The organism is Stenotrophomonas sp. CS3K5 (genome assembly GCF_059515225.1).
Genome location: NZ_JCAKRX010000006.1, coordinates 201851 through 221267 on the forward strand (window position 1 = coordinate 201851; position 19417 = coordinate 221267).

Annotated in this window: 20 protein-coding genes and 2 riboswitches; of the genes, 5 read left to right on the top strand and 15 right to left on the bottom strand. The window is 67.6% G+C overall.

The window, feature by feature from the left end:
* Positions 1–185: 185 nt before the first annotated feature.
* Together AC5YGJ_RS11280 and AC5YGJ_RS11285 are read right to left on the bottom strand one after the other, a co-directional pair.
* Entirely contained in the window at positions 186–761 is a 576-nt protein-coding gene (locus AC5YGJ_RS11280; RefSeq protein ID WP_249842732.1) for a DUF3106 domain-containing protein, read from the bottom strand.
* Positions 754–1758 (bottom strand): hypothetical protein, encoded by a 1005-nt coding sequence (locus AC5YGJ_RS11285; RefSeq protein WP_496186578.1) that lies wholly within the window; start codon positions 1756–1758, stop codon positions 754–756. The genes AC5YGJ_RS11280 and AC5YGJ_RS11285 overlap by 8 nt, the downstream gene beginning before the upstream one ends.
* 414 nt (positions 1759–2172) lie before the next feature.
* Here AC5YGJ_RS11285 and AC5YGJ_RS11290 point away from each other — a divergent pair, with 414 nt between their 5' ends.
* Positions 2173–4350, top strand: coding sequence for a primosomal protein N' (locus AC5YGJ_RS11290; RefSeq protein ID WP_496186625.1), 2178 nt, complete (start codon positions 2173–2175; stop codon positions 4348–4350).
* A 111-nt stretch (positions 4351–4461) separates the two neighbouring features.
* Here the strand turns inward: AC5YGJ_RS11290 and AC5YGJ_RS11295 are convergent, their stop codons facing one another.
* Positions 4462–5082, bottom strand: coding sequence for a glutathione S-transferase family protein (locus AC5YGJ_RS11295; protein ID WP_107231874.1), 621 nt, complete (start codon positions 5080–5082; stop codon positions 4462–4464).
* A gap of 111 nt (positions 5083–5193) precedes the next feature.
* Positions 5194–5973 (bottom strand): NYN domain-containing protein, encoded by a 780-nt coding sequence (locus tag AC5YGJ_RS11300; RefSeq protein WP_249842730.1) that lies wholly within the window; start codon positions 5971–5973, stop codon positions 5194–5196.
* 123 nt (positions 5974–6096) lie between these two features.
* Between AC5YGJ_RS11300 and AC5YGJ_RS11305 the strand changes: the two genes are divergently transcribed.
* Positions 6097–7377, top strand: coding sequence for an NAD(P)/FAD-dependent oxidoreductase (locus tag AC5YGJ_RS11305; protein ID WP_496186579.1), 1281 nt, complete (start codon positions 6097–6099; stop codon positions 7375–7377).
* A gap of 80 nt (positions 7378–7457) precedes the next feature.
* Here AC5YGJ_RS11305 and AC5YGJ_RS11310 read toward each other — a convergent pair whose 3' ends face one another.
* The 3 genes from AC5YGJ_RS11310 to AC5YGJ_RS11320 all read right to left on the bottom strand — a co-directional run bounded on the left by AC5YGJ_RS11310 (position 7458) and on the right by AC5YGJ_RS11320 (position 8744).
* A complete protein-coding gene (locus AC5YGJ_RS11310) occupies positions 7458–7892 on the bottom strand; it encodes a hypothetical protein (RefSeq protein WP_496186580.1) in 435 nt (144 codons plus the stop codon).
* Between the two features lie 3 nt (positions 7893–7895).
* Entirely contained in the window at positions 7896–8327 is a 432-nt protein-coding gene (locus AC5YGJ_RS11315; protein ID WP_496186581.1) for a nuclear transport factor 2 family protein, read from the bottom strand.
* A 141-nt stretch (positions 8328–8468) separates the two neighbouring features.
* Entirely contained in the window at positions 8469–8744 is a 276-nt protein-coding gene (locus tag AC5YGJ_RS11320) for a GIY-YIG nuclease family protein (RefSeq protein ID WP_249842727.1), read from the bottom strand.
* Positions 8745–8784: 40 nt separating this feature from the next.
* Positions 8785–8874, top strand: a riboswitch (glycine riboswitch).
* A gap of 13 nt (positions 8875–8887) precedes the next feature.
* Positions 8888–8993, top strand: a riboswitch (glycine riboswitch).
* Between the two features lie 82 nt (positions 8994–9075).
* On the opposite strand from AC5YGJ_RS11320, the gene AC5YGJ_RS11325 reads away from it, so the two are divergent.
* Entirely contained in the window at positions 9076–9693 is a 618-nt protein-coding gene (locus AC5YGJ_RS11325) for a trimeric intracellular cation channel family protein (protein WP_107231868.1), read from the top strand.
* Positions 9694–9904: 211 nt separating this feature from the next.
* Here the strand turns inward: AC5YGJ_RS11325 and AC5YGJ_RS11330 are convergent, their stop codons facing one another.
* The 7 genes from AC5YGJ_RS11330 to AC5YGJ_RS11360 form a co-directional block, all read right to left on the bottom strand.
* Entirely contained in the window at positions 9905–10978 is a 1074-nt protein-coding gene (locus tag AC5YGJ_RS11330) for a 3-deoxy-7-phosphoheptulonate synthase (protein WP_496186582.1), read from the bottom strand.
* Positions 10979–11276: 298 nt separating this feature from the next.
* The gene (locus AC5YGJ_RS11335; RefSeq protein ID WP_107231865.1) at positions 11277–11534 is read right to left on the bottom strand and encodes a hypothetical protein; all 258 of its coding nucleotides are present in this window, start codon (positions 11532–11534) and stop codon (positions 11277–11279) included.
* A gap of 89 nt (positions 11535–11623) precedes the next feature.
* Entirely contained in the window at positions 11624–11962 is a 339-nt protein-coding gene (locus tag AC5YGJ_RS11340; RefSeq protein WP_496186583.1) for a DUF6616 family protein, read from the bottom strand.
* A gap of 46 nt (positions 11963–12008) precedes the next feature.
* The gene (locus AC5YGJ_RS11345) at positions 12009–12749 is read right to left on the bottom strand and encodes a DNA alkylation repair protein (RefSeq protein WP_496186584.1); all 741 of its coding nucleotides are present in this window, start codon (positions 12747–12749) and stop codon (positions 12009–12011) included.
* A complete protein-coding gene (locus tag AC5YGJ_RS11350) occupies positions 12746–13246 on the bottom strand; it encodes a MarR family winged helix-turn-helix transcriptional regulator (RefSeq protein WP_496186585.1) in 501 nt (166 codons plus the stop codon). Before AC5YGJ_RS11350 ends, AC5YGJ_RS11345 begins: the two co-directional genes overlap by 4 nt.
* 71 nt (positions 13247–13317) lie before the next feature.
* Complete coding sequence (locus AC5YGJ_RS11355; protein WP_496186626.1) at positions 13318–14616, bottom strand: sensor histidine kinase; 1299 nt, start codon at positions 14614–14616, stop codon at positions 13318–13320.
* Positions 14617–14648: 32 nt separating this feature from the next.
* Positions 14649–15356, bottom strand: a complete 708-nt coding sequence (locus AC5YGJ_RS11360; RefSeq protein WP_496186586.1) for a response regulator transcription factor — start codon at positions 15354–15356, stop codon at positions 14649–14651.
* 74 nt (positions 15357–15430) lie between these two features.
* Here AC5YGJ_RS11360 and AC5YGJ_RS11365 point away from each other — a divergent pair, with 74 nt between their 5' ends.
* Positions 15431–16393, top strand: coding sequence for an aspartyl protease family protein (locus AC5YGJ_RS11365; RefSeq protein ID WP_496186587.1), 963 nt, complete (start codon positions 15431–15433; stop codon positions 16391–16393).
* 67 nt (positions 16394–16460) lie between these two features.
* Positions 16461–17624: a serine hydrolase domain-containing protein gene (locus AC5YGJ_RS11370; RefSeq protein ID WP_496186588.1), complete on the top strand. Its 1164-nt coding sequence runs from the start codon at positions 16461–16463 to the stop codon at positions 17622–17624.
* Positions 17625–17698: 74 nt separating this feature from the next.
* Here the strand turns inward: AC5YGJ_RS11370 and groL are convergent, their stop codons facing one another.
* Positions 17699–19348, bottom strand: coding sequence for a chaperonin GroEL (groL, locus tag AC5YGJ_RS11375; RefSeq protein ID WP_100443702.1), 1650 nt, complete (start codon positions 19346–19348; stop codon positions 17699–17701).
* Positions 19349–19417 lie beyond the last annotated feature (69 nt).

The following is a 19417-nucleotide window of genomic DNA, read 5'->3' on the forward strand; positions in this document are numbered from 1 at the left end:
CGGTTGCGCGCGAAGGGCACAGGCACCGGGTTGCGGCCGGTCATCTTACGCGCGCCGCGCGCGCATTCCCATGACATGGCGTGAATGCCGGGGTTCAGCAGCCCCGCACAAAAGGGGACGGAGGGGATTAAGTCGTTTCAGGCCCATTAGTGCCGGATGCGACTTAATCCCCTCCGTCCCCTTTTTTACTGGCCGGCCTGGCGCTTGAGCCAGGCGTCGCGCTCGGCGGCGGGCACGGCGAGGAAGGCGCTGCGTACGGCGTCGCGCTCCTGCGGCGGCGTGCGCTGCGCGACCAGGGTCAGCTGGGCCAGCTGCGCCGGGCTGAGCTGGCGCAGCACGGCCAGTGCGGTCTCCCGCTGCTCCGGCGGCACGAACCCGAACAGCCCATGCAGCTTGGGAAACTCCAGACCCAGCTGCGGGCCCAGCCGCCAGCCTTCACGGAAGGCCTGGTCCTGCGCCTGGAACTGTTGGCGCAGGCGTTGCTGCTGGTCGGCCGGCAGCGCATTGAAACGCGCAGCCGCCTGGCGGATGCGCTCGCGCTCGCCTTCCGGCAACGCGCGCCAGGCGGCGTAGTCGGCGCGGCGCTGGCGCTGCTGCTGCGCATCGAGTTGGACAAAGGCCGACGGCGCAGCGGTCGATGCCGGCAGCGCGGCCGGTGCGGCCGGCGACGGTGCCGGCAACGGCACATTCAAGGTCTGCGGCGCGGCCGAAAGCGACAACGGCAGGGCCAGCAGCAGGCTGGCGAACACGGTCTTATTCATCGGCGGCGGCGGTTTCCAGCGTGGTGCTGGCCGGCTCCGGCCGGCTCGGCTTGGATTGCGACTCGTCCACCGGCAGCGGTCCGCCGGCGGCCGTCCACGCATACAGATCGGCGTCGGCGACCAGCGGATAGTCGCGGTCGCCCAGCATCGTGGCGTCATCCGCGGCCTGGACCGGGGTCGCCACCGGAGGGGCGTTGACGGTGCTCGGCGGCAGCGCTTCCACTGTGACCGGACCGGCCTCGCCCACCACGCCTTCGGGCAGCGGCGCATCACTGCCGAACGAATGGCCCTGCCAGTGGCGCCAGCCGAGGGCGGCGACCAGCAGCACGGCCACAGTCACCAGCAGGATCAGTGGGCCGCGCCAGCGCGGCCTGGCATTCGGACGCCGCCGCTTGCCATGGGCAGGCGCACGTTCGTCGCGCTGTGGTGCGCGCCAACTGGTGGTGGGGGCTTCAGTGCTGGCCACCGCTGCAGCCGGCTGCTGCAGCTGCTGCAGGCGCTTGGCCGGCAGGTCACGGATCCGCCCCTGTACCTGTTCGGCCAACTGGCGCCAGGCCGAGGCATCGGGCTGGCCATGCACATCACGCGGGCAGGCATCGGCCAGCAGATGCTGGTAACCCGCCTCGTCCTGGTCGAGTACGCGCATGGCAATGCCCTCGTCCAGGCTGCCGCCCACCCGCAGCAGCAGAGCCAGGCGCGGCAGGGGCGCCATCTCGCCCAGCGCCGCCAACGGCGGCTGCCATTGCCCGCCCACCGGCTCACGCAGCGCCTGGCGCTGGCCCAACAGGGTCCAGAACCGGGTCGGCCACTGCGCCATCGGCAGATCACTGGCCACAGCGGCGAAGGCACGCATCACGGCCACCAGGGTCTGCTCGGCACGCGCGGCATCGCCGCACTGCAGCTCGGCCACCACCAGGGCACGGCGCTCGACGCCGCGCAGGAACGCCGCCAGCGCGCCGGCCGCGGTCGAGGAAACAGGGGCGGGCACAGCTGTCATCGGTCACTCCAAAGGTCTGCCGGCATGATAGCGGCAGCCCATTGGCGCCCGGCAGGACTTGCGCCAACCGCTGCTTCGTGCTGCAGGTTGTGCACAGCACCACGCCCCCTGCGGGGAAAACTGGGGCATCCAGCTGAATTCACTCTGTTTCAGCAATGTTTCACACCCAAGTTGCTGTTTTCAAAGGTTTTTAATGTGTGGCGATTTTTTGACCAACCCGAGGGCAAGGCTGTCGCCATCAGCCTCACACGCGCCCGTCGACCGGTAACGCACAACGTTATCCACAGAACGTGTGGATAAGACTGAATCTCCAATGGACACCGATATTTAGGTGACATTTATGATTCCCGGGGCGTCGCTCGACCGCCTCCGGCGCCTGCCATCCGCGTGCGCATGGCCCGTTACACTGGCCCGATGTTTGCCCCCATTCCGACTCTGCAGGTCGCCCTGCCCGTCCCGCTGCCCCGCCTGTTCGACTACCTGTCGCCGCAGGGCGGTGACCCGGAGGTGGCCGTCGGCTGCCGCCTGAAGGTGCCATTCGGCAACCGTGAACTGGTGGGTGTGGTCGCCGGGCACAGCCACAGCGAAGACGGCCAGGGGCTGCGCCAGGCGCTGGCCTGGTGCGACGGCCAGCCGCTGCTGCAGGGCGAACTGTGGCAGAGCCTGCAGTGGCTGGCACGCTATACCCACGCACCGCTGGGCGAAGTGGTGAATACCGCCCTGCCCGGCCCGCTGCGCCATGGCGAACCGCTGCCCGACACCCATCACTGGGGCTGGCAGCTGACCGCCGAGGGCCGCGCACAGCGCGACAAGCTGCGTGCCGGCAGCCGCCCCCGCCAATTGGCCGAACTGCTGGCCGAGGCCATCGTCGATGAAGACGTGCTGGGCGAACGCATGCAGGACTGGCGCACCGCCGCGCGCAGCCTGGCCAAGCGTGAACTGGCCGAGCGTGTCGCGCTCAGCGTGGCACCGCAGCATGCGCAACCGCTGCCCGGCCCCACCCTCAACCCCGACCAGGCCGAGGCGGTGGCGTCGATCAACGCTGCTGAAGGTTTCCAGCCGTTCCTGCTCGATGGCGTGACCGGCAGCGGCAAGACCGAGGTCTACCTGCAGGCGATCATCCACTGCCTGGCGCAAGGCCGGCAGGCGCTGGTGCTGGTGCCGGAAATCGGCCTCACCCCGCAGACCCTGGCGCGCTTCCGCGGTCGCCTCGGCATCGCGGTGCATGCGCTGCATTCGGGCCTGAACGACAACGAGCGCGCGCGGGTCTGGGCGGCGGCTTCGCGCGGCGAGGCACGGGTGATTGTCGGTACGCGTTCGGCAGTGTTCACGCCGTTGCCGCAGGCCGGCCTGTTGATCGTCGATGAAGAACACGACGGCAGCTACAAGCAGCAGGACGGCATCCGCTACCACGCGCGCGATTTCGCCCTGGTGCGGGCCAAGGCACTGGGCATCCCGGTGCTGCTGGGCAGCGCCACCCCTTCGCTGGAAACGCTGCACAACGCCTATGCCGGGCGTTACACCCACCTGCGCCTGAGGCAGCGCGCCGGTGATGCACGACCACCGCGCGTGCGCATTCTGGATGTGCGCAAGCGGCCACTGCATGACGGCCTCTCGGCCGATGTGCTGGCCGGCATCGGCGAACACCTGCAGCGCGGCCAGCAGGTGCTGGTGTTCAAGAACCGCCGTGGCTACGCACCGGTGCTGCTGTGCCACGACTGCGGCTGGACTGCGCCGTGCCAGCGCTGCGATGCGCCGATGACCGTGCACGGCGCTGGCCGTCGCCTGCAGTGCCATCACTGTGGCGCGCGACAGCCGGCACCGCTGGCGTGCCCGGCCTGCGGCAGCCTGGCCCTGCAACCGCAGGGCATCGGCACCGAACGCCTGGAAGAGCACCTCACTGCCGCATTCGCCGATTTCCCGGTGGTCCGCATCGATCGCGGCACCACCTCACGCCGTGATGCGCTGGAGCAGCAGCTGGCGAAACTGGGCGACCAACCCGGCATCCTGGTCGGCACGCAGATCCTGGCCAAGGGCCACGACCTGCCCAAGCTGACTCTGGTGGTGGTGGTCGGTATCGACGAGGGGCTGTTCTCGGCCGACTTCCGCGCCAGCGAGAAACTGGCCCAGCAGCTGATCCAGGTTGCAGGCCGTGCAGGCCGCGCACGTGATCCCGGCGAGGTCTGGCTGCAGACCCACCACCCAGGGCACCCGCTGCTGGAAACGCTGGTCAGCGGTGGCTACCACCCGTTCGCGCAGGCTGAGTTGAACCAGCGCCAGGCTGCGGGTTTCCCACCGTTCGCGCATCTGGCGCTGATGCGCGCCGAAGCGCAGCAGGTCGAACATGCCAATGCCTTCCTGCTGGCGGCACGGCAGCTGCTGGGCGAACAGGCGGTGGTGGACGCGTATGGCCCCATGCCGGCACCGATGCCGCGCCGCGCCGGCTACCAGCGCACACAGTTGTTGTTGTCGGCGTCGCAGCGCCCCCCGCTGCATGGCGTGCTGGCGCAGCTGGTGCCGCAGCTGTATGCGCTGCCGGAAGCACGCAAGGTGCGCTGGTCGCTGGATGTGGATCCAACGGATCTTTATTGAGGCCCCTCGCACCGCAGCGCCGGGCCGTGCCCGGCGGACCTTCGTACACCGCGTTCGCCGGGCATGGCCCGGCGCTACCCGCGGGGTCACCGCTATCCGGAACGCCGGCGCTTATGTCATCGGTGACATCACGCCACGCTGGTACGCCGGTCGCTCACGCAGGCGGGCGTACCACTCGGCCAGATGCGGTAGTTCCGGCCGCTGGATCGGCAGCTCGAACCAGGCATAGACCAGCGCACCGAGCGGAATGTCGCCCATCGCGAACTTCGCGCCCGACAGCCACGGCTGGGTGGCCAGCGTGGCATTGGCCATGGCGAGATAGTCTCCGGCACGCACGATGGCGGCATTGATGCGCGCCTCGTCACGGTCGGCCGGGGCGGTGCGCATGATGCCCCAGATCAGTTCGGAGTACAGCGGCGCCATCCGCGAAGTGCTCCAGTCCATCCACTTCTCGGCCTGCGCACGCTCCATCGGGTCTTCGGCATACAACGTGCCCAGCGCATAGCGTGCGCTCAGGTAGCGCACGATGGTGTTCGATTCCCACAGCGGAAGGCCGTGGTCCTCGATCACCGGCACCAGTCCGTTCGGATTCATCGCCACGTACTCGGCTGACTGCGTGCCGCCATGGCTGCCGCCCACCTCGATGGACTGGTAGGGCAGGCCGATCTCCTCGGCACACCACAACACCTTGCGGACGTTGCTGGAATTGTGACGTCCCCAGATCTTCAACATGCAGGTTTCCTTGCTGGCAATGCGAGCGGCAACGATACGCCTGATCCGCGCGGGTGTGTGCGTGCTGGATGCTGGATCTGGTGGCCGGGCATTGCCGGCCAGCGGCCAGTACTACCGGTTCTTTTTCGGCAGCGCGCGCACGTAGGAGGATTTGCCGTCCTTCTTCAGCTCGAACAGGCCAATGGCCGCCAGCAGGTCACTGAGTTTGCCGTAGCCGTAATTGCGCGAATCGAACGAGGCCTGGTTGCCGATCTGGCTGCCGACCGGCCCCAGATGCGACCAGCCGTCCTCGCCTTCGGCCGCCGACACCGCGCGCCTCAGCATCTTCACCAGCCGGGTGTCGCTGCGCATTTCCGCGCCGCTCTTGCGCGGGCGTGCATCGTCGCTGGGCAGCGGCTCGTTCGATGTCTGCTCACTCGGCGCCTGCTCGACATCCGGCACACTGGCATGGGTCTGGCCCAACGCTTCCAGGTAGGTGAATTTCGAACACGCGTTGACGAACGGTTCCGGTGTTTTCTTCTCGCCGAAGCCATACACCTTCACGCCGTCGGTAAGCAGGCGCATCACCATCGGAGTGAAATCGGCATCGCTGGAAACGATGGCAAATCCATCCAGGTTGCGCGCGTACAGCAGGTCCATGGCATCGATCACCATCGCCATGTCCGAGGCATTCTTGCCCTTGCTGTAAGCGAACTGCTGGATCGGGCGGATCGCATACTCGTGCAGCACCGCTTCCCAGCCCTTCAATCGCGGGCTCTTCCAGTTGCCATAGGCGCGACGCACGTTGGCCACGCCATAGCGCGCCACTTCGGCCAGGACTTCGTCGATCTTCGAGGCCGGCGCATTGTCGGCGTCGATCAACAGGGCGATGCGCTTTTCCGGTTCGCTCATGGGCTCCTCAGGGGCATGTGCCTGAACCCGAGTATCGCCGATCCTTGCAGGCGCTGACGTGACAGGCGGCCGGCGTGCGAAGATGCCAGGCGCTTCCCCCAATGCCCCCACTGGAGTGAGTCGATGAGTCGTGAGCGCGTTCCCCACCTGGTCGTTGTCGGCGGCGGTTTTGCCGGTCTCTGGGCCACCCGTGCCCTGGCCCGCGAGCGCATACGCATCACCCTGGTCGACCGCCGCAACCATCACCTGTTCCAGCCGCTGCTGTACCAGGTGGCCACCGCCGGCCTGTCCGCGCCGGATATCGCCGCACCGCTGCGCCACATCCTCGGCCACCAGCGCAATGTGGAAGTCCGGCTGGGCGAAGTGGTGGCCATCGACAAACAGGCCCGGCAGATCCGCATGGCCGATGGCAGCACGCTGGACTACGACAGCCTGCTGCTGGCCACCGGTGCTACCCACGCTTACTTCGGCAACGATCAGTGGGCCGATGATGCGCCCGGCCTGAAGACCCTGGACGACGCCATCGCGCTGCGCCGTAAGCTGCTGCTGGCCTTCGAACGCGCCGAGGCCGAGCCGGACCCGACCAAGAAGGCGGCGTGGTTGAGTTTCGCCATCGTCGGCGGCGGCCCCACCGGCGTTGAACTGGCCGGCACCCTGGCCGAGATCGCACGGCACACGCTGCGCAACGAATTCCGCCACATCGACCCGGCCAGCGCCAAGGTGCGGTTGGTCGAAGCCGGGCCACGCGTGCTGTCCTCCTTCCCGGAAGTGCTTTCGCTGAAGGCGCGCCGGCAGCTGGAAAAGCTGGGCGTGGAAGTGCTGACCGGCACCCCGGTAAGCGACATCGACAGCCAGGGCTTCAAGCTGGGCGATCAGTTCGTGCCGGCACGCACCGTGGTGTGGGCCGCCGGCGTGGCCGCCTCACCGCTGGCGCGCACGCTGGAGGTGCCGCTGGACCGCGCCGGGCGCGTGCAGGTGCAGCCGGACCTGACCCTGCCCGGTCACCCGGAGCTGTTCGTGGCCGGTGACCTGGCCGCACTGAGCCAGGCCGACGGCAAGCCTGTACCCGGCGTGGCACCGGCCGCCAAGCAGATGGGCAAGTACGTGGCCGAGGTGATCGGCGCGCGCCTGCACGGCAAGCCCGAACCCGGTCCGTTCACGTATGCCGACTACGGCAACCTGGCCACCATCGGCCGCATGGCCGCCATCGTGCACCTGGGCCGACTGCAGCTGTCCGGTGTGCTGGCCTGGTGGTTCTGGCTGGCCGCGCACGTGTTCTTCCTGATCGGCTTCCGCAACCGCCTCGTGGTGCTGCTGAACTGGGCGGTGGCGTACTGGAGCTACCAGCGCAGCGCGCGCATCATCTTCGGTGATGACCAGGACGACCGGCGGCCGAAGCGGTAGAGCCGGCAGCCGCAGGGTCGGATCCCTTTCCGCAGGAAAGGGCTCCGACCCCGTTGACGCCATCCACGCAGGACGTGGCACTACTTCATCAGCGGGCGCGAGAATTGCTGGCAGAAGCCTTGCTTCCTCGCCGTGTCGGCAATCTGCGCCGCACCCCAGTGCCGGGTAATCCAGATCGTCAGTGCTGCGCTGCTCAGATGCCGGCGCAGCATGCCGCGATGAGGCTGCTGCGACAGGTGGCTTTGGGCAATCCAGAGGGCTTCCCGCTCCACTTCGGGCGCCTTCTTCATCACGTCCTTGTCGAAGAACTGGGCAGTGAATCGCCATGGGTTCATCGGCTGGTATTCCGCTCGTGGTTCAGTGCCGCACGCTGCCACATTACTGGCGGCGCGGCCCGCCGGCTTCGGTCGACCGTCCACCAGTGCCATCCCGAGCAGGTACAACAGGCCAGGCAGCAGCACGATGCCGGCGACCAGCACGGCGATGCCGAGCCATGCGCGGCCAGCAGTGCGCATGGGTTATTCCGCCTTCGGCTTCGGGTACCACAGCGCGTTGACGATGACCCAGCGCTGCTCGAAACGCCCCATGTGGAAGTAGTCGACGAACCACGGCGTTTCCAGCCTCACCGAGGCGGCGTTGCCGGTCACATCCAGCACCGTGCAGCGACGGTCCCACTGATTCTTCGGGGTCATCAGTGCGCCTTGCTTCGTCAGCGCGACCAGCTCCTCCTTCGACATCCGGCGCAGGCCGAGTCGTTCGTCCGGCGTATCGCCGAGCACCGCGCGCTTGGCCAGATCCGGGTGCAGGGAACGGGCGACGCGCTGCGGGTCGGCTTCCAGCTGGCCGTCCACGTAGTCGTGGCAGGTCGCTTCGATGGCCGCGAGGGTGGCCGGGTCGGCGGCGGGGCTGGTTGATGCGGAGAGAGCGAACAACAGGGCAACGGCGGACATCCGGGTCTCCAGCGCTGAGGGCTGGGCGATCATGGCATGGGCGCACGCGCCCATCCACGCATGGCGTGGATCTACTGTAGAGCCGAGCCCATGCTCGGCTGATCCTCGTCGCCACTCCAGCAGCCGAGCATGGGCTCGGCTCTACAGAACAGCCTCGGCAGGCGCCTGCAGCCAGGCCAGCTTGCGTTCGCGCGGCTGCTGCTTGAGCTGCCATTCGGCGCGCGAGGCGGCGGCGCGGTCCGGGTATTCGCGCACGGCCAGGATGCGCAGCGGCGGCCTGGCGCGGGTGTAGCGGGCACCCTTGCCGGCCTGGTGGGCAGCGAAACGCGCGTCCACGTCAGTGCTGATGCCGGCGTAGAAGCTTCCATCGCGGCATTCGAGCAGGTACAGGAACCAGGGGCGGAGGGACGGGGCCATGGCCGGATTATGCCGTGCTGCACTGCAGCGGATATACTGGCGCCCGAATGCAGGAGAGAGGCGCCGCGCTGGCGCCCGCCGAAGGCGCAGGCTCCCATGATCGCTCAGGCCGGTGGGCTGGAATCCCACCAACCATGCATTCGACTCGCCGAGCTGGAGAGAGGTCACCGGGCATGCCCGGGACGATCCGCCGAAGGGGCACGCGGCCTACGCCGCTGAACTCTCAGGCAAAAGGACAGCGGGAGCGGCACCGGTCATCGTCATCACGTCATTGCGCAGGCAGTGGCGGTATACGCGCATGGCCGGCCCCACCGCGCCCGGAGCCTGCCCCATGCTGCTTTCCATCATCTACCTGATCGCCATTTCCGCCGAAGCCATGACCGGCGCGCTGTCCGCTGGCCGCCGCCGCATGGACCTCTTCGGCGTGGTCATGATCGCCTGCGTCACCGCCCTCGGCGGCGGTTCGCTGCGCGACATCCTGCTCGGCCACTACCCGCTGGGCTGGGTGAAGCATCCCGAGTACCTGGGCTTCACCGTGTGCGCGGCGCTGATCGCCACCTGGGTGGCGCGCTGGATGCACCACTTCCGCCGCACCTTCCTGGTGCTCGATGGCCTGGGTCTGATCGCCTTCACCCTGATCGGCTGCTCGATCGCGCGTGAGGCGGGCCATGCCACGCCCATCGTGTTGATTGCCGGCATGCTGACCGGTGCGTTCGGCGGCGTGCTGCGCGACATCCTCTGCAACGAGGTGCCGCTGATCTTCCAGAAGGAGCTGTACGCAATCATCGCGCTGCTGACCGGCGCGGCGTATCTCCTGCTACTGCACTGGGGCGTAGCCGACGCCACTGCCATCCTGTGCTGCCTGGGCGGCGGCTTCGCGATGCGCCTGCTGGCGATCCACTACCGCTGGGAAATGCCGAAGTTCGTGTATCACGACGAAGTGCATTGAACGATGGCGTGTTCGCCGGGCATGGCCCGGCGCCACCCTTCGAGCCCTGCACCACCCCGGCGATGTACCTGGCGCTGTCGCACATACGCAGCGCCAGGCGCATCGCCGGTGCGGACGGGCCGGTCTCCAACTCCGACCGGCCCTGATCGCGGCCGCACCCCCGCAGGCGCTGGCCGCCATCCACACACATGCCGCACTCAGGCGGCTCCCATCAGGCGGCTTCGTACACCTTCACTCCGCGACGGGCGCGCACGGCCGCAGCCAGTCGCTCCAGCACCGTCACGGTGGTGTCCCAGTCGATGCAGCCATCGGTGATGCTCTGGCCGTAGACCAGCGGCTGGCCTTCGACCAGTTCCTGGCGGCCACCGACCAGATGGCTCTCGATCATCACACCGACGATGCGCTGTTCACCGTCTTCCAACTGAACGGCGATGTCCTCGATCACCGTCGGCTGGTTCTCCGGGTTCTTCAGGCTGTTGGCATGGCTGGCGTCGATCATCAGGCGTGTCGGCAGCTTGGCCTTGGCCAGCGCCTGGCAGGCATCAGCCACACTGGCTGCGTCGTAGTTCGGCTGCTTGCCGCCGCGCAGGATCACGTGGCAATCCGGGTTGCCGGTGGTTGACACGATGGCGGTGCCGCCCTGCTTGGTGACCGACAGGAAGTGATGCGGATTCGAAGCAGCACCCACGGCATCGGCGGCGATCTTGACGTTGCCGTCGGTGCCATTCTTGAAACCGACCGGGCACGACAGCCCCGACGCCAGTTCGCGGTGCACCTGGCTTTCAGTGGTGCGTGCACCAATGGCGCCCCATGCCACCAGATCGGCGATGTACTGCGGCGAGATCACGTCGAGGAATTCGACACCGGCCGGCAGGCCGAGCTTGTTGATGTCGCGCAGCAGGCCACGTGCGATGCGCAGGCCCTTGTCGATCCTGAAGCTGCCATCCAGGTCCGGATCGTTGATCAGGCCCTTCCAGCCCACCGTGGTGCGCGGCTTCTCGAAGTACACGCGCATGATGATTTCCAGTTCACCGGCCAGCGCATCGCGCAATGGCTTCAGGCGCTGGGCGTACTCGATGGCGGCACTCGGGTCGTGGATCGAGCACGGGCCGACCACCACGGCCAGGCGGTCGTCACGGCCTTGCAGGATCTGGTGCAGGGCCGCGCGCGAGGCGCTGACAGTGTCGGAAGCTTCATCGTCACACGGCAGCATCGCCAGCAGCTGGGCGGGCGGTGTCAGCGGTTCGATGGTGCGGATACGCAGGTCGTCGGTGTGCGGGGGCATTGCGGGGGTTCTCCGGAACGTTGGGGGTCCCCAGCGTGGCGGCATGAAAAAAGCCGCCAGGTTCGCTGGCGGCTTTCGGGAATGCGTCTGAAGCTTTCTTCAGGGTGAGCGCAATCCTTCCTCCGCCAGAGGCTTCGGAAAGTAATACCAAAAGTAAAAGCTGGCGCGGGCTGCGTTCATGGGGTGTATTGATAGCACAGCTTTTGCGCAGTGCAAAATGTTTCATCCGCAACTGGGGAAGCGGTTCAGCGATGTGCGCACCCGCACCGCCTATCGGCGCGCAGGCACGCGAAACCGCTCATTTGCCATGCACTTCCACATCCAGCAGCAACCCCTCATGGATGTCGGCCCAGCGCTCCAGCACGCGCCCCAGCTCCTGCCGCGCCTCATCCAGCTGCTCGGGATTGAGCAGGGAACGGGCGGTGTAGAGATCGGACACCAGCCGGCGCAGGACCGGTTCCGGGATCGCCACCGACGGTCCTTCCACCTGCGGCAGCTGCAGCGCGGGCGTATCGCCTTGCGGGCCGTACAGCGTTACCTGGAGCGTGCTCTGCATGATCGACTTCCGTGCGGATGACAGGGGCAATGCACTGTTTATCGCGTCCGGGTGACAGGCGCATGTGCCGTGGGCATCTGCAGGCGCTGCTACAACGCGGCCAGATCGGTCAGGTGCTGTGCCATGTCATCGTCGGCACCCAGTGCGTTGGTGGTGGTGAAGTACCGATGCCAGCCGGTGGCAGCAATGCCTTCGACCAGGGCATCGGCGTCTTCCCGGCTCTCGCACCTCCAGACAGCATAGAACTGCTCGCTGCTACCGTGCGCTACGCCGGAGAGAACGCGGCCCATTGCTACCGCCGTGATGCGGGCCGGGTCGAAATGCTGCATGCCCGCACCGATGCGGTCGAAGAAGGCGGTGCGTTGCTCGGGCGGCAGTGCGGCCCAGGCGGGCGTGGCGGTGTAGAGCTCGATGAGCGTGTGCGACATGGCGTTCTTCCTTGAGGGTTTGAGGGTTGCCGGCCAGCGGCCGGCACTACTGCAGCGAACGTAGTGCGCGATTGCGGATGTAGGCGTTGGCGCTGCTGTGGTGTCCACGCTGCCAGCGCGCGCACAGATCGCTCAGCCAGCGCGGCTGGGTCTTGCCGGCATCGTTGAGCCAGTTGCCGACCGAATCCTGCACGTAGCGCTCGGGGTCGTTGGCCAGGGCTTCAAGCATCGGCAATGCATGTTCTGGATGCTGCTTGAACAGCGCGATATGCGTGGCCCACACGCCTCGCGGGCGCAGGGCTTCACAGGCGAAGCGACGCAGGTAAGGCGATGCTTCATCTGTCCACGGCAGCAGCAGCTCAAGCGCCTGCAGCGGTGCCGCCACGATGTCCATGCGCAGTGCCAGCCACGCCCATTCGCGCACGCCGAAATGCGGGTCATCGGCGAGTGGACGCATCGCCTGCAGCTTCGCCGCAAGGGATGCAGCACTGTCGCCGCCGATCAGATGGCAGGCCCAGCCACGCACGGTGTCGGAAGGGTGCGCTTGCCACTGCAGCGGATCACCCTGCCCGGCTTCGCGCAGCAGCGTCGCGGCCAACGCCATGCGCACGGTGATGCCTTTGCCTGCTGCATCACGCATGCGTTGCACGGCGGCCGCCTGCAGCATGGGCACCACCGCAGGCAGCAGTGCACCGAAGTCCATTGCCAGGCATTCGGCCAGATGGGTGGCGGCGGTGCTGCCGGTGTTGAGCGCACGAAGGCGCTCTGCCGGAATCGCGGCGCTCATGCTGCCGGCTCCCGACCCGCATCGGTGTGCTGCCAGACCTTGTGCAGCAGCTGCGAAAGCTGCTGCTGTTCGCCAGCATCCAGCCCGTCGAACAGGCCACCGATCCAGTTGCTGTGCTGTTCGAACAGGCGTTCGGCCAGGCGCCGGCCTTGCGCAGTCAGCACGATCTGCAGGCGACGGCCATCTTCGGCATCGCTGCGACGTTGCAGCAGCCCTTCGCGCTGCAGGCCATCGAGCAGGCCGCTGATGGTGGCGCGGGTGACGCCGGCGCGCTCGGCCAGTTCATGCGGCGGCAGCGTGCCACCGGCACCGTGCAGCAGGAACAGCACGATGAAGCGGCCTTCACTGAGCCCGTGCGGCGCGAGCCGGCTGGCGCAGTCGCGATCGATCGCCGAGGACAGCGACAGCAGCTGGAAGCACAGACGCAGCTGGGCGACATTGGCGTGACCACGTCGCTGTGCTTCCTCCAGCAGGGCATGGTGCTTGGCTTCGATCATCGGTCGCATCATTATGATTAGGCGCCTAATCATAATATGAAAAGTACGCTCAGGTCGATCAGGCGTTGAGGTCAGGAATGCGTGGCCAGCAGCAGCCGGGCGATCAGCCCGCCACCTTCGCGGGGCAACAGCAGCAGCTCGCCGCCATGCCGCCGCGCGGCGTTGGCGGCGACTGCCAAGCCCAGCCCGGTGCCACCGGTGGCGCGGCTGCGCGAGCTCTCGCTGCGCTGGAATGGCTGCAGCAGGCGCGCACGGTCGGCCTCGTCGATGCCGGGGCCACGATCCATCACGTCCAGCTGCACCCTCTTGCCGGACACAGCTGCCCGCAGCTCTACCACGCCCGCGTAGCGATCGGCGTTGTCGATGAGATTGTCGATCGCCCGCCGCAGCAACAGCGCGTCGCCCTGCCACGGCAGCGCATCCGGCCCATCGAGGGAGATTTCGACGCCGCGTAGCAGCGCGCTCTGCACGCATTCCTCCAGCAGCGCGGCCAGGTCCAGTGGGCGCATCTGCAAGGGTTGCAGCTCACCACGTGCATAGTCGAGCACCTGCTCGATCATCGTGTCCATGCGCTCGATGTCGGCCACCATCCGCGCCGCCTGTTGCGGTGGCGCGAACTCCGCACGCAGGCGCAGGCCGGTCAACGGTGTGCGCAGATCATGCGCGACGGCAGCGAGCATGCGGGTCATCTCCTGCGCCTGTTCGTGCAACCGCTCGCGCCCGGCACTGATCGCGCGGGCCAGTACCTGCACCTCGCGCGGGCCATCGTCCGGAAGCGGTGTAGTGGCCTGCAGGTCCACGTTGGCGCTGGCCTCGGCCAGCCGCCGCAGGGGTCGGCCGAGGCGGATCGCTGCCCAGGCGGCCAGCGGTGCCAGCAGTACGGTTCCCGCCACCAGCGCCAGCACGACCTGCCGGCGCCACGCTGCCAGATCGCTGTGGTCGCTGCCCACCACCTGCCATCGACCATCGGCCCGGCGCACGGCCAGTTCGAACGGCGTCCACTGCATGGCGGTCAGCACCGCGACCTGTGCCTGCAACGCATCCGCACGCGCCTTGGCGTCGAGCACAGCGCCGCCTTCGATGACCTGCACCTCCGGCGCCTTGCCGCGGCTGCTCCAGACCAGCTTCACCTGCTCCAGCGGCTGCCCCAGCTGCGCGGCCACCAGATGGGTGAGCCAGTCATTGCTGATGCCCTCGGGTGCAGACACGCGGGTTTCCAGGTGCAGGCCCAGCGCCGCGGCAGAGCGTTCACCACGCAGCACCTGCATGGCCTGGTCCAGCCGCATCGGCGGCGGCGCCGGTCGCGGCATCCAGCCCACTACCGCCACGCTGACCAGGGTCGCCAGCAGCAGGCTGGCCAGGGCCAGCATCGCGATCCAGCGCGCGGTGGACCAGCGCGCCCTCACAGCACCTGTACCTCGGCGTCGAAGCGGTAGCCTTCGCCGCGCAGGGTCTGCACCAGTGCCTCGGCGCCGGGTGCTGCCTGGCCCAGCTTGCGGCGCAGGCGGCTGATCGCCAGGTCGATGGCACGGTCGACGCTCTCGCTGTCCTCGCCACGGGTCAACGACAGCAGCTGCTCGCGCCCCAGCACCCGCCCGGCACGCTCGGCGAGCGCCAGCAACAAGGCGAACTCGCCACGGCTGAGCGCCAGCTCGCCGCCATCGGGGGCAAGCAGGCGGCGCTGTTCGGGAAACAATCGCCAGCCGCAGAAACGCAGCTCGCTGGCTACCTGGGTGCGCAGTTTGTCCTGCCGGCGCAGCAGTGCGCGCACCCGCGCCAGCAGTTCGCGCGGATCGAAGGGTTTGCCCAGATAGTCATCGGCCCCCATCTCCAGGCCGATCACCCGGTCCGGCGCGGTGCCCATTGCCGACAGCATCAGGATCGGAATGGCGCGCGCCTGCAGCCGGCGGCATACCGACAGGCCATCCTCGCCGGGCATCATCCAGTCCAGGATGATCGCGTCCGGGCGCTCGCTCTGCAGCAGCACATCCAACGCTGCGGCATCGGCGGCCGCGCGCACCTGGTAGCCGTGCAGCAGCAGGCAGTCGGCAATGGCATCACGGATGCTGGCATCGTCATCGACAACGATGACCCGGGCTGGAGTGTTCATGCGGTTAGTATCGTGCAGGTGTGTATCAGGACGGTATCAACGCCGATGTTCCGGCGATACGCCGATGCGCGCCAATGGGCCTCCCCGTTCAACCCCGGAGACTTCCCGTGCGCCTCACCCTGCTGCCCCTGCTTGCCGCCGCCTTCCCCACGCTGGCCGCCGGCACCCCCGAACATGTACTGCCGATGTGGATGCAGGGCGGGCACCCGACCGTGGCGCTCTCGCTGGATGGCCGGGCCGAACCGCTGCGCTTCGTGGTCGACAGCGCCGCAGGCGCGACACTGGTTGATGGTCGTGTGGCACGCCGATATGGCCTCGTCGATGGCAAGGCCGAAGTCTCGATCGCGCAGGGCGCCAGTACCTCGGGCGCGCAGCTGCGGCGCATACGCACCACCACGTGGCAGCTGGGTAGCTGGCTGCTGCAGGCCAGCGCGCTGCAGGCCGATCTGGCGTCGCTGACCGAGGGCGACGATCCCGCCATCGACGGCCTGGTCGGCAATGACCTGACCGCACGCTGGGACACCCGGTGGGACTTCGTTCGAGGTGAGCTGTCGTTGTCGAGAACCGGCACCCTCCCCTTCGACGATGACAGCTGCCAGTCCAATGCAATGCCGGACCGCGCCGAGGGCCTGCGCGATTTCGGATTCATCACCCTTGCCTTCGGCGGAACGAACATCGCTGCCGTGGCCGTGGTCGATACCGGCGCCGCGCAGACCGTACTCAACGATGCCGCTGCGCGCGCCCTGGGATTGCGCACCGATGGCAGCGATCCGCGCGTGCGCGTGCGCAGCAATGGCACCGAAGGCCTGGGCGGGAAGCCGCACCCGACCTGGCTGTATACCCTGCCCGGCATGCACAGCGCCGGTTGGCAGCACCCGGCCATGGAGGTCAGGATCAGCGAGCTGCCGGTGTTCAAGGCCATCGGACTGGATAAGCGCCCCGCGCTGATCCTCGGCGCCGATGCCATGCGCGGCGGCCAGGTCGACATCAGCACCGGCGCGGCGCGGATCTGCCTGCGCCGCCCGTCCGACAGCTGAGGCCGGGCCATGACGCCGGCGACCGGCTGGCGTAGCATCGCGCCACGTCCCGCCAGGAGGTCCACGCATGCGCCGTGCTGCCCTGTTGTTGCTGACGCTGTTCCCGCTGGCCGTGCTGGCCGCCCCACCTCCGGTACCCACGCCGGCCCGCATCGACACCGAAGCGCAGCGGCTGATGCGGGCCGCGCACGCGCGCGGCATGGCGCTGGCGGTGATCGATGGCGGCAAGGTGGTGCACGTGGCCGCCTACGGCGAGCGCAATGCCGCAGGCGAGCCGCTGCGCACCGACACCGTGATGTATGCCGCGTCGCTGACCAAGATGGCGTTCGGCCACCTGGTCGCACAGCTGGCGCAGGACAGGAAGATCGAGCTGGATGCCAGCATCGCTGCGGCGCTGGACAAGCCCCTGCCGGACTATGCGCCCGAGCCGAAGAAGTACGCCGACTACCGCGTGCTGGCCGATGATGCGCGCTGGCGCCAGCTCACCCCGCGCCTGCTGCTCAACCATTCCAGTGGCTTTGCCAACTTCGGCTTCCTGGAACCCGATGGCCGCCTGAAGTTCCACTTCGATCCGGGCAGCCGCTACGGCTATTCCGGCGAAGGGCTGATCCTGTTGCAGTTCGTGATCGAGCGTGGGCGGCTGGGCCAGGACGTCGGCACATTGATGCAGCGGCAGGTGTTCGACCGCTTCGGCATGACCCGCACCAGCATGATGTGGCGTGAGGATTTCGCCGCCAACCTGGCCGATGGCTGGACGGCAGAAGGCGCGACCGAACCGCACGATGAGCGCAGCCGCGTACGTGCGGCAGGGTCCATGGATACCACCATCGCCGACATGGCCCGCTTCGCCGCCGGCTACGTGCGTGGCGACGGGCTGTCCGCATCGATGCGCCGGGAGCTGGTGCGGCCGCAGCTGCCGATCACCACCGCCAGCCAGTTCCCCACCCTGCAGCCAGAGCTGCCGCCTGCACAACGGCACCGGAACCTGGCGGCGGGGCTGGGCGTGGTGACGTTCCAGGGCCCGCAGGGGGCCGGCTTCTACAAGGGCGGCCATGATGATGCGGTGGGCAATACGCTGGTGTGCATCGAACAGGGCCAGCGCTGCGTGGTGATCCTGGGCAACGATGTCCGCGCCGAGGCGGCGTTCCCGGCCTTGGTGCGCTTCGTGCTGGGTGAAACCGGCGTGCCGTGGGAATGGGAATACGGGGCGAACAAGCCGTTCGTGCGCTGACCGCATTGCCCAGCGCGCCCACAAAAAAACCCCGCCTTGCGGCGGGGTTTCTGGTGCATCGGCAACGCGGGGACTTAGAAGTCCATGCCGCCCATGCCACCCATGCCGCCCATGCCACCGGCGCCACCCATGGCCGGCTCGTCCTTCTTCGGAGCTTCGGCAACCATGGCTTCGGTGGTGATCATCAGGCCCGCGATCGAGGCCGCGTTCTGCAGCGCCGAGCGGGTCACCTTGGTCGGGTCCAGGATGCCGAACTGCAGCATGTCGCCGAACTCGCCCGTGGCGGCGTTGTAGCCGAAGCTGCCGGTGCCTTCCTTGACCTTGTTGATGATGACCGACGGCTCTTCACCGGCGTTGGCCACGATCTCGCGCAGCGGGGCTTCCATCGCGCGCAGGGCGATCTGGATGCCGTGGTTCTGGTCTTCATTGGCACCCTTCAGGCCGGCCAGCGCGGTGACCGCACGGACCAGGGCCACGCCGCCGCCCGGGACCACGCCTTCTTCAACGGCTGCACGGGTAGCGTGCAGGGCGTCGTCGACGCGATCCTTCTTTTCCTTCATTTCGATTTCGGTCGAGGCGCCGACCTTGATCACGGCAACGCCGCCGGCCAGCTTGGCCACGCGTTCCTGCAGCTTCTCGCGATCGTAATCGGAGGAGGTGTCCTGGATCTGGGTCTTGATCTGGCCGACGCGTGCGTCGACGGCCGCCTTGTCACCCACGCCATCGATGATGGTGGTGTTTTCCTTGGAGACCTGCACCTTCTTGGCGCGGCCCAGGTCCTTGATGGTGGCCTTTTCCAGCGACAGGCCCACTTCTTCGGAGATCACGGTGCCGCCAGTCAGCACGGCCATGTCTTCCAGCATCGCCTTGCGACGGTCGCCGAAGCCCGGAGCCTTGACGGCCACGACCTTGACGATGCCACGGATGGTGTTGACCACCAGGGTGGCCAGCGCTTCGCCTTCGACTTCTTCGGCCACGATCAGCAGCGGCTTGCCGGCCTTGGCGACGCCTTCCAGCACCGGCAGCAGGTCACGCACGTTGGAGATCTTCTTGTCGTGCAGCAGGATGAACGGGTCATCCAGGTCAGCGGTCTGCGACTGCTGGTTGTTGATGAAGTACGGGGACAGGTAGCCGCGGTCGAACTGCATGCCCTTGACCACGTCCAGCTCGTTGTCCAGGCCCGAGCCTTCTTCAACGGTGATGACGCCTTCCTTGCCGACTTCCTTCATCGCATCGGCGATGATCTGGCCGATCGACTCGTCCGAGTTGGCCGAGATGGTGCCGACCTGGGCGATCGCCTTGTCGTCGGCGGTCGGCTTGGAGATGTTCTTCAGCTCGGTGACGGCGGCCACGACGGCCTTGTCGATACCACGCTTGAGGTCCATCGGGTTCATGCCGGCGGCCACGGCCTTGGCGCCTTCGCGGATCAGGGCCTGGGCCAGCACGGTGGCGGTGGTGGTGCCGTCGCCGGCGTCGTCATTGGTGCGCGAGGCGACTTCCTTCACCATCTGTGCGCCCATGTTCTCGAACTTGTCAGCCAGTTCGATTTCCTTGGCGACGGAGACGCCGTCCTTGGTGATGGTCGGAGCGCCGAAGCTCTTTTCCAGCACGACGTTGCGGCCCTTCGGGCCCAGGGTGGCCTTGACGGCATTGGCGAGAACATTGACGCCGCGCACCATGCGCGAACGGGCGTCTTCACCGAAACGAATATCCTTGGCAGCCATTGCAGTTACCTCATTGGTAGCGCCGGGCCATGCCCGGCGGCTGGGTGTTTGGAATCAGGGGATGAAGCA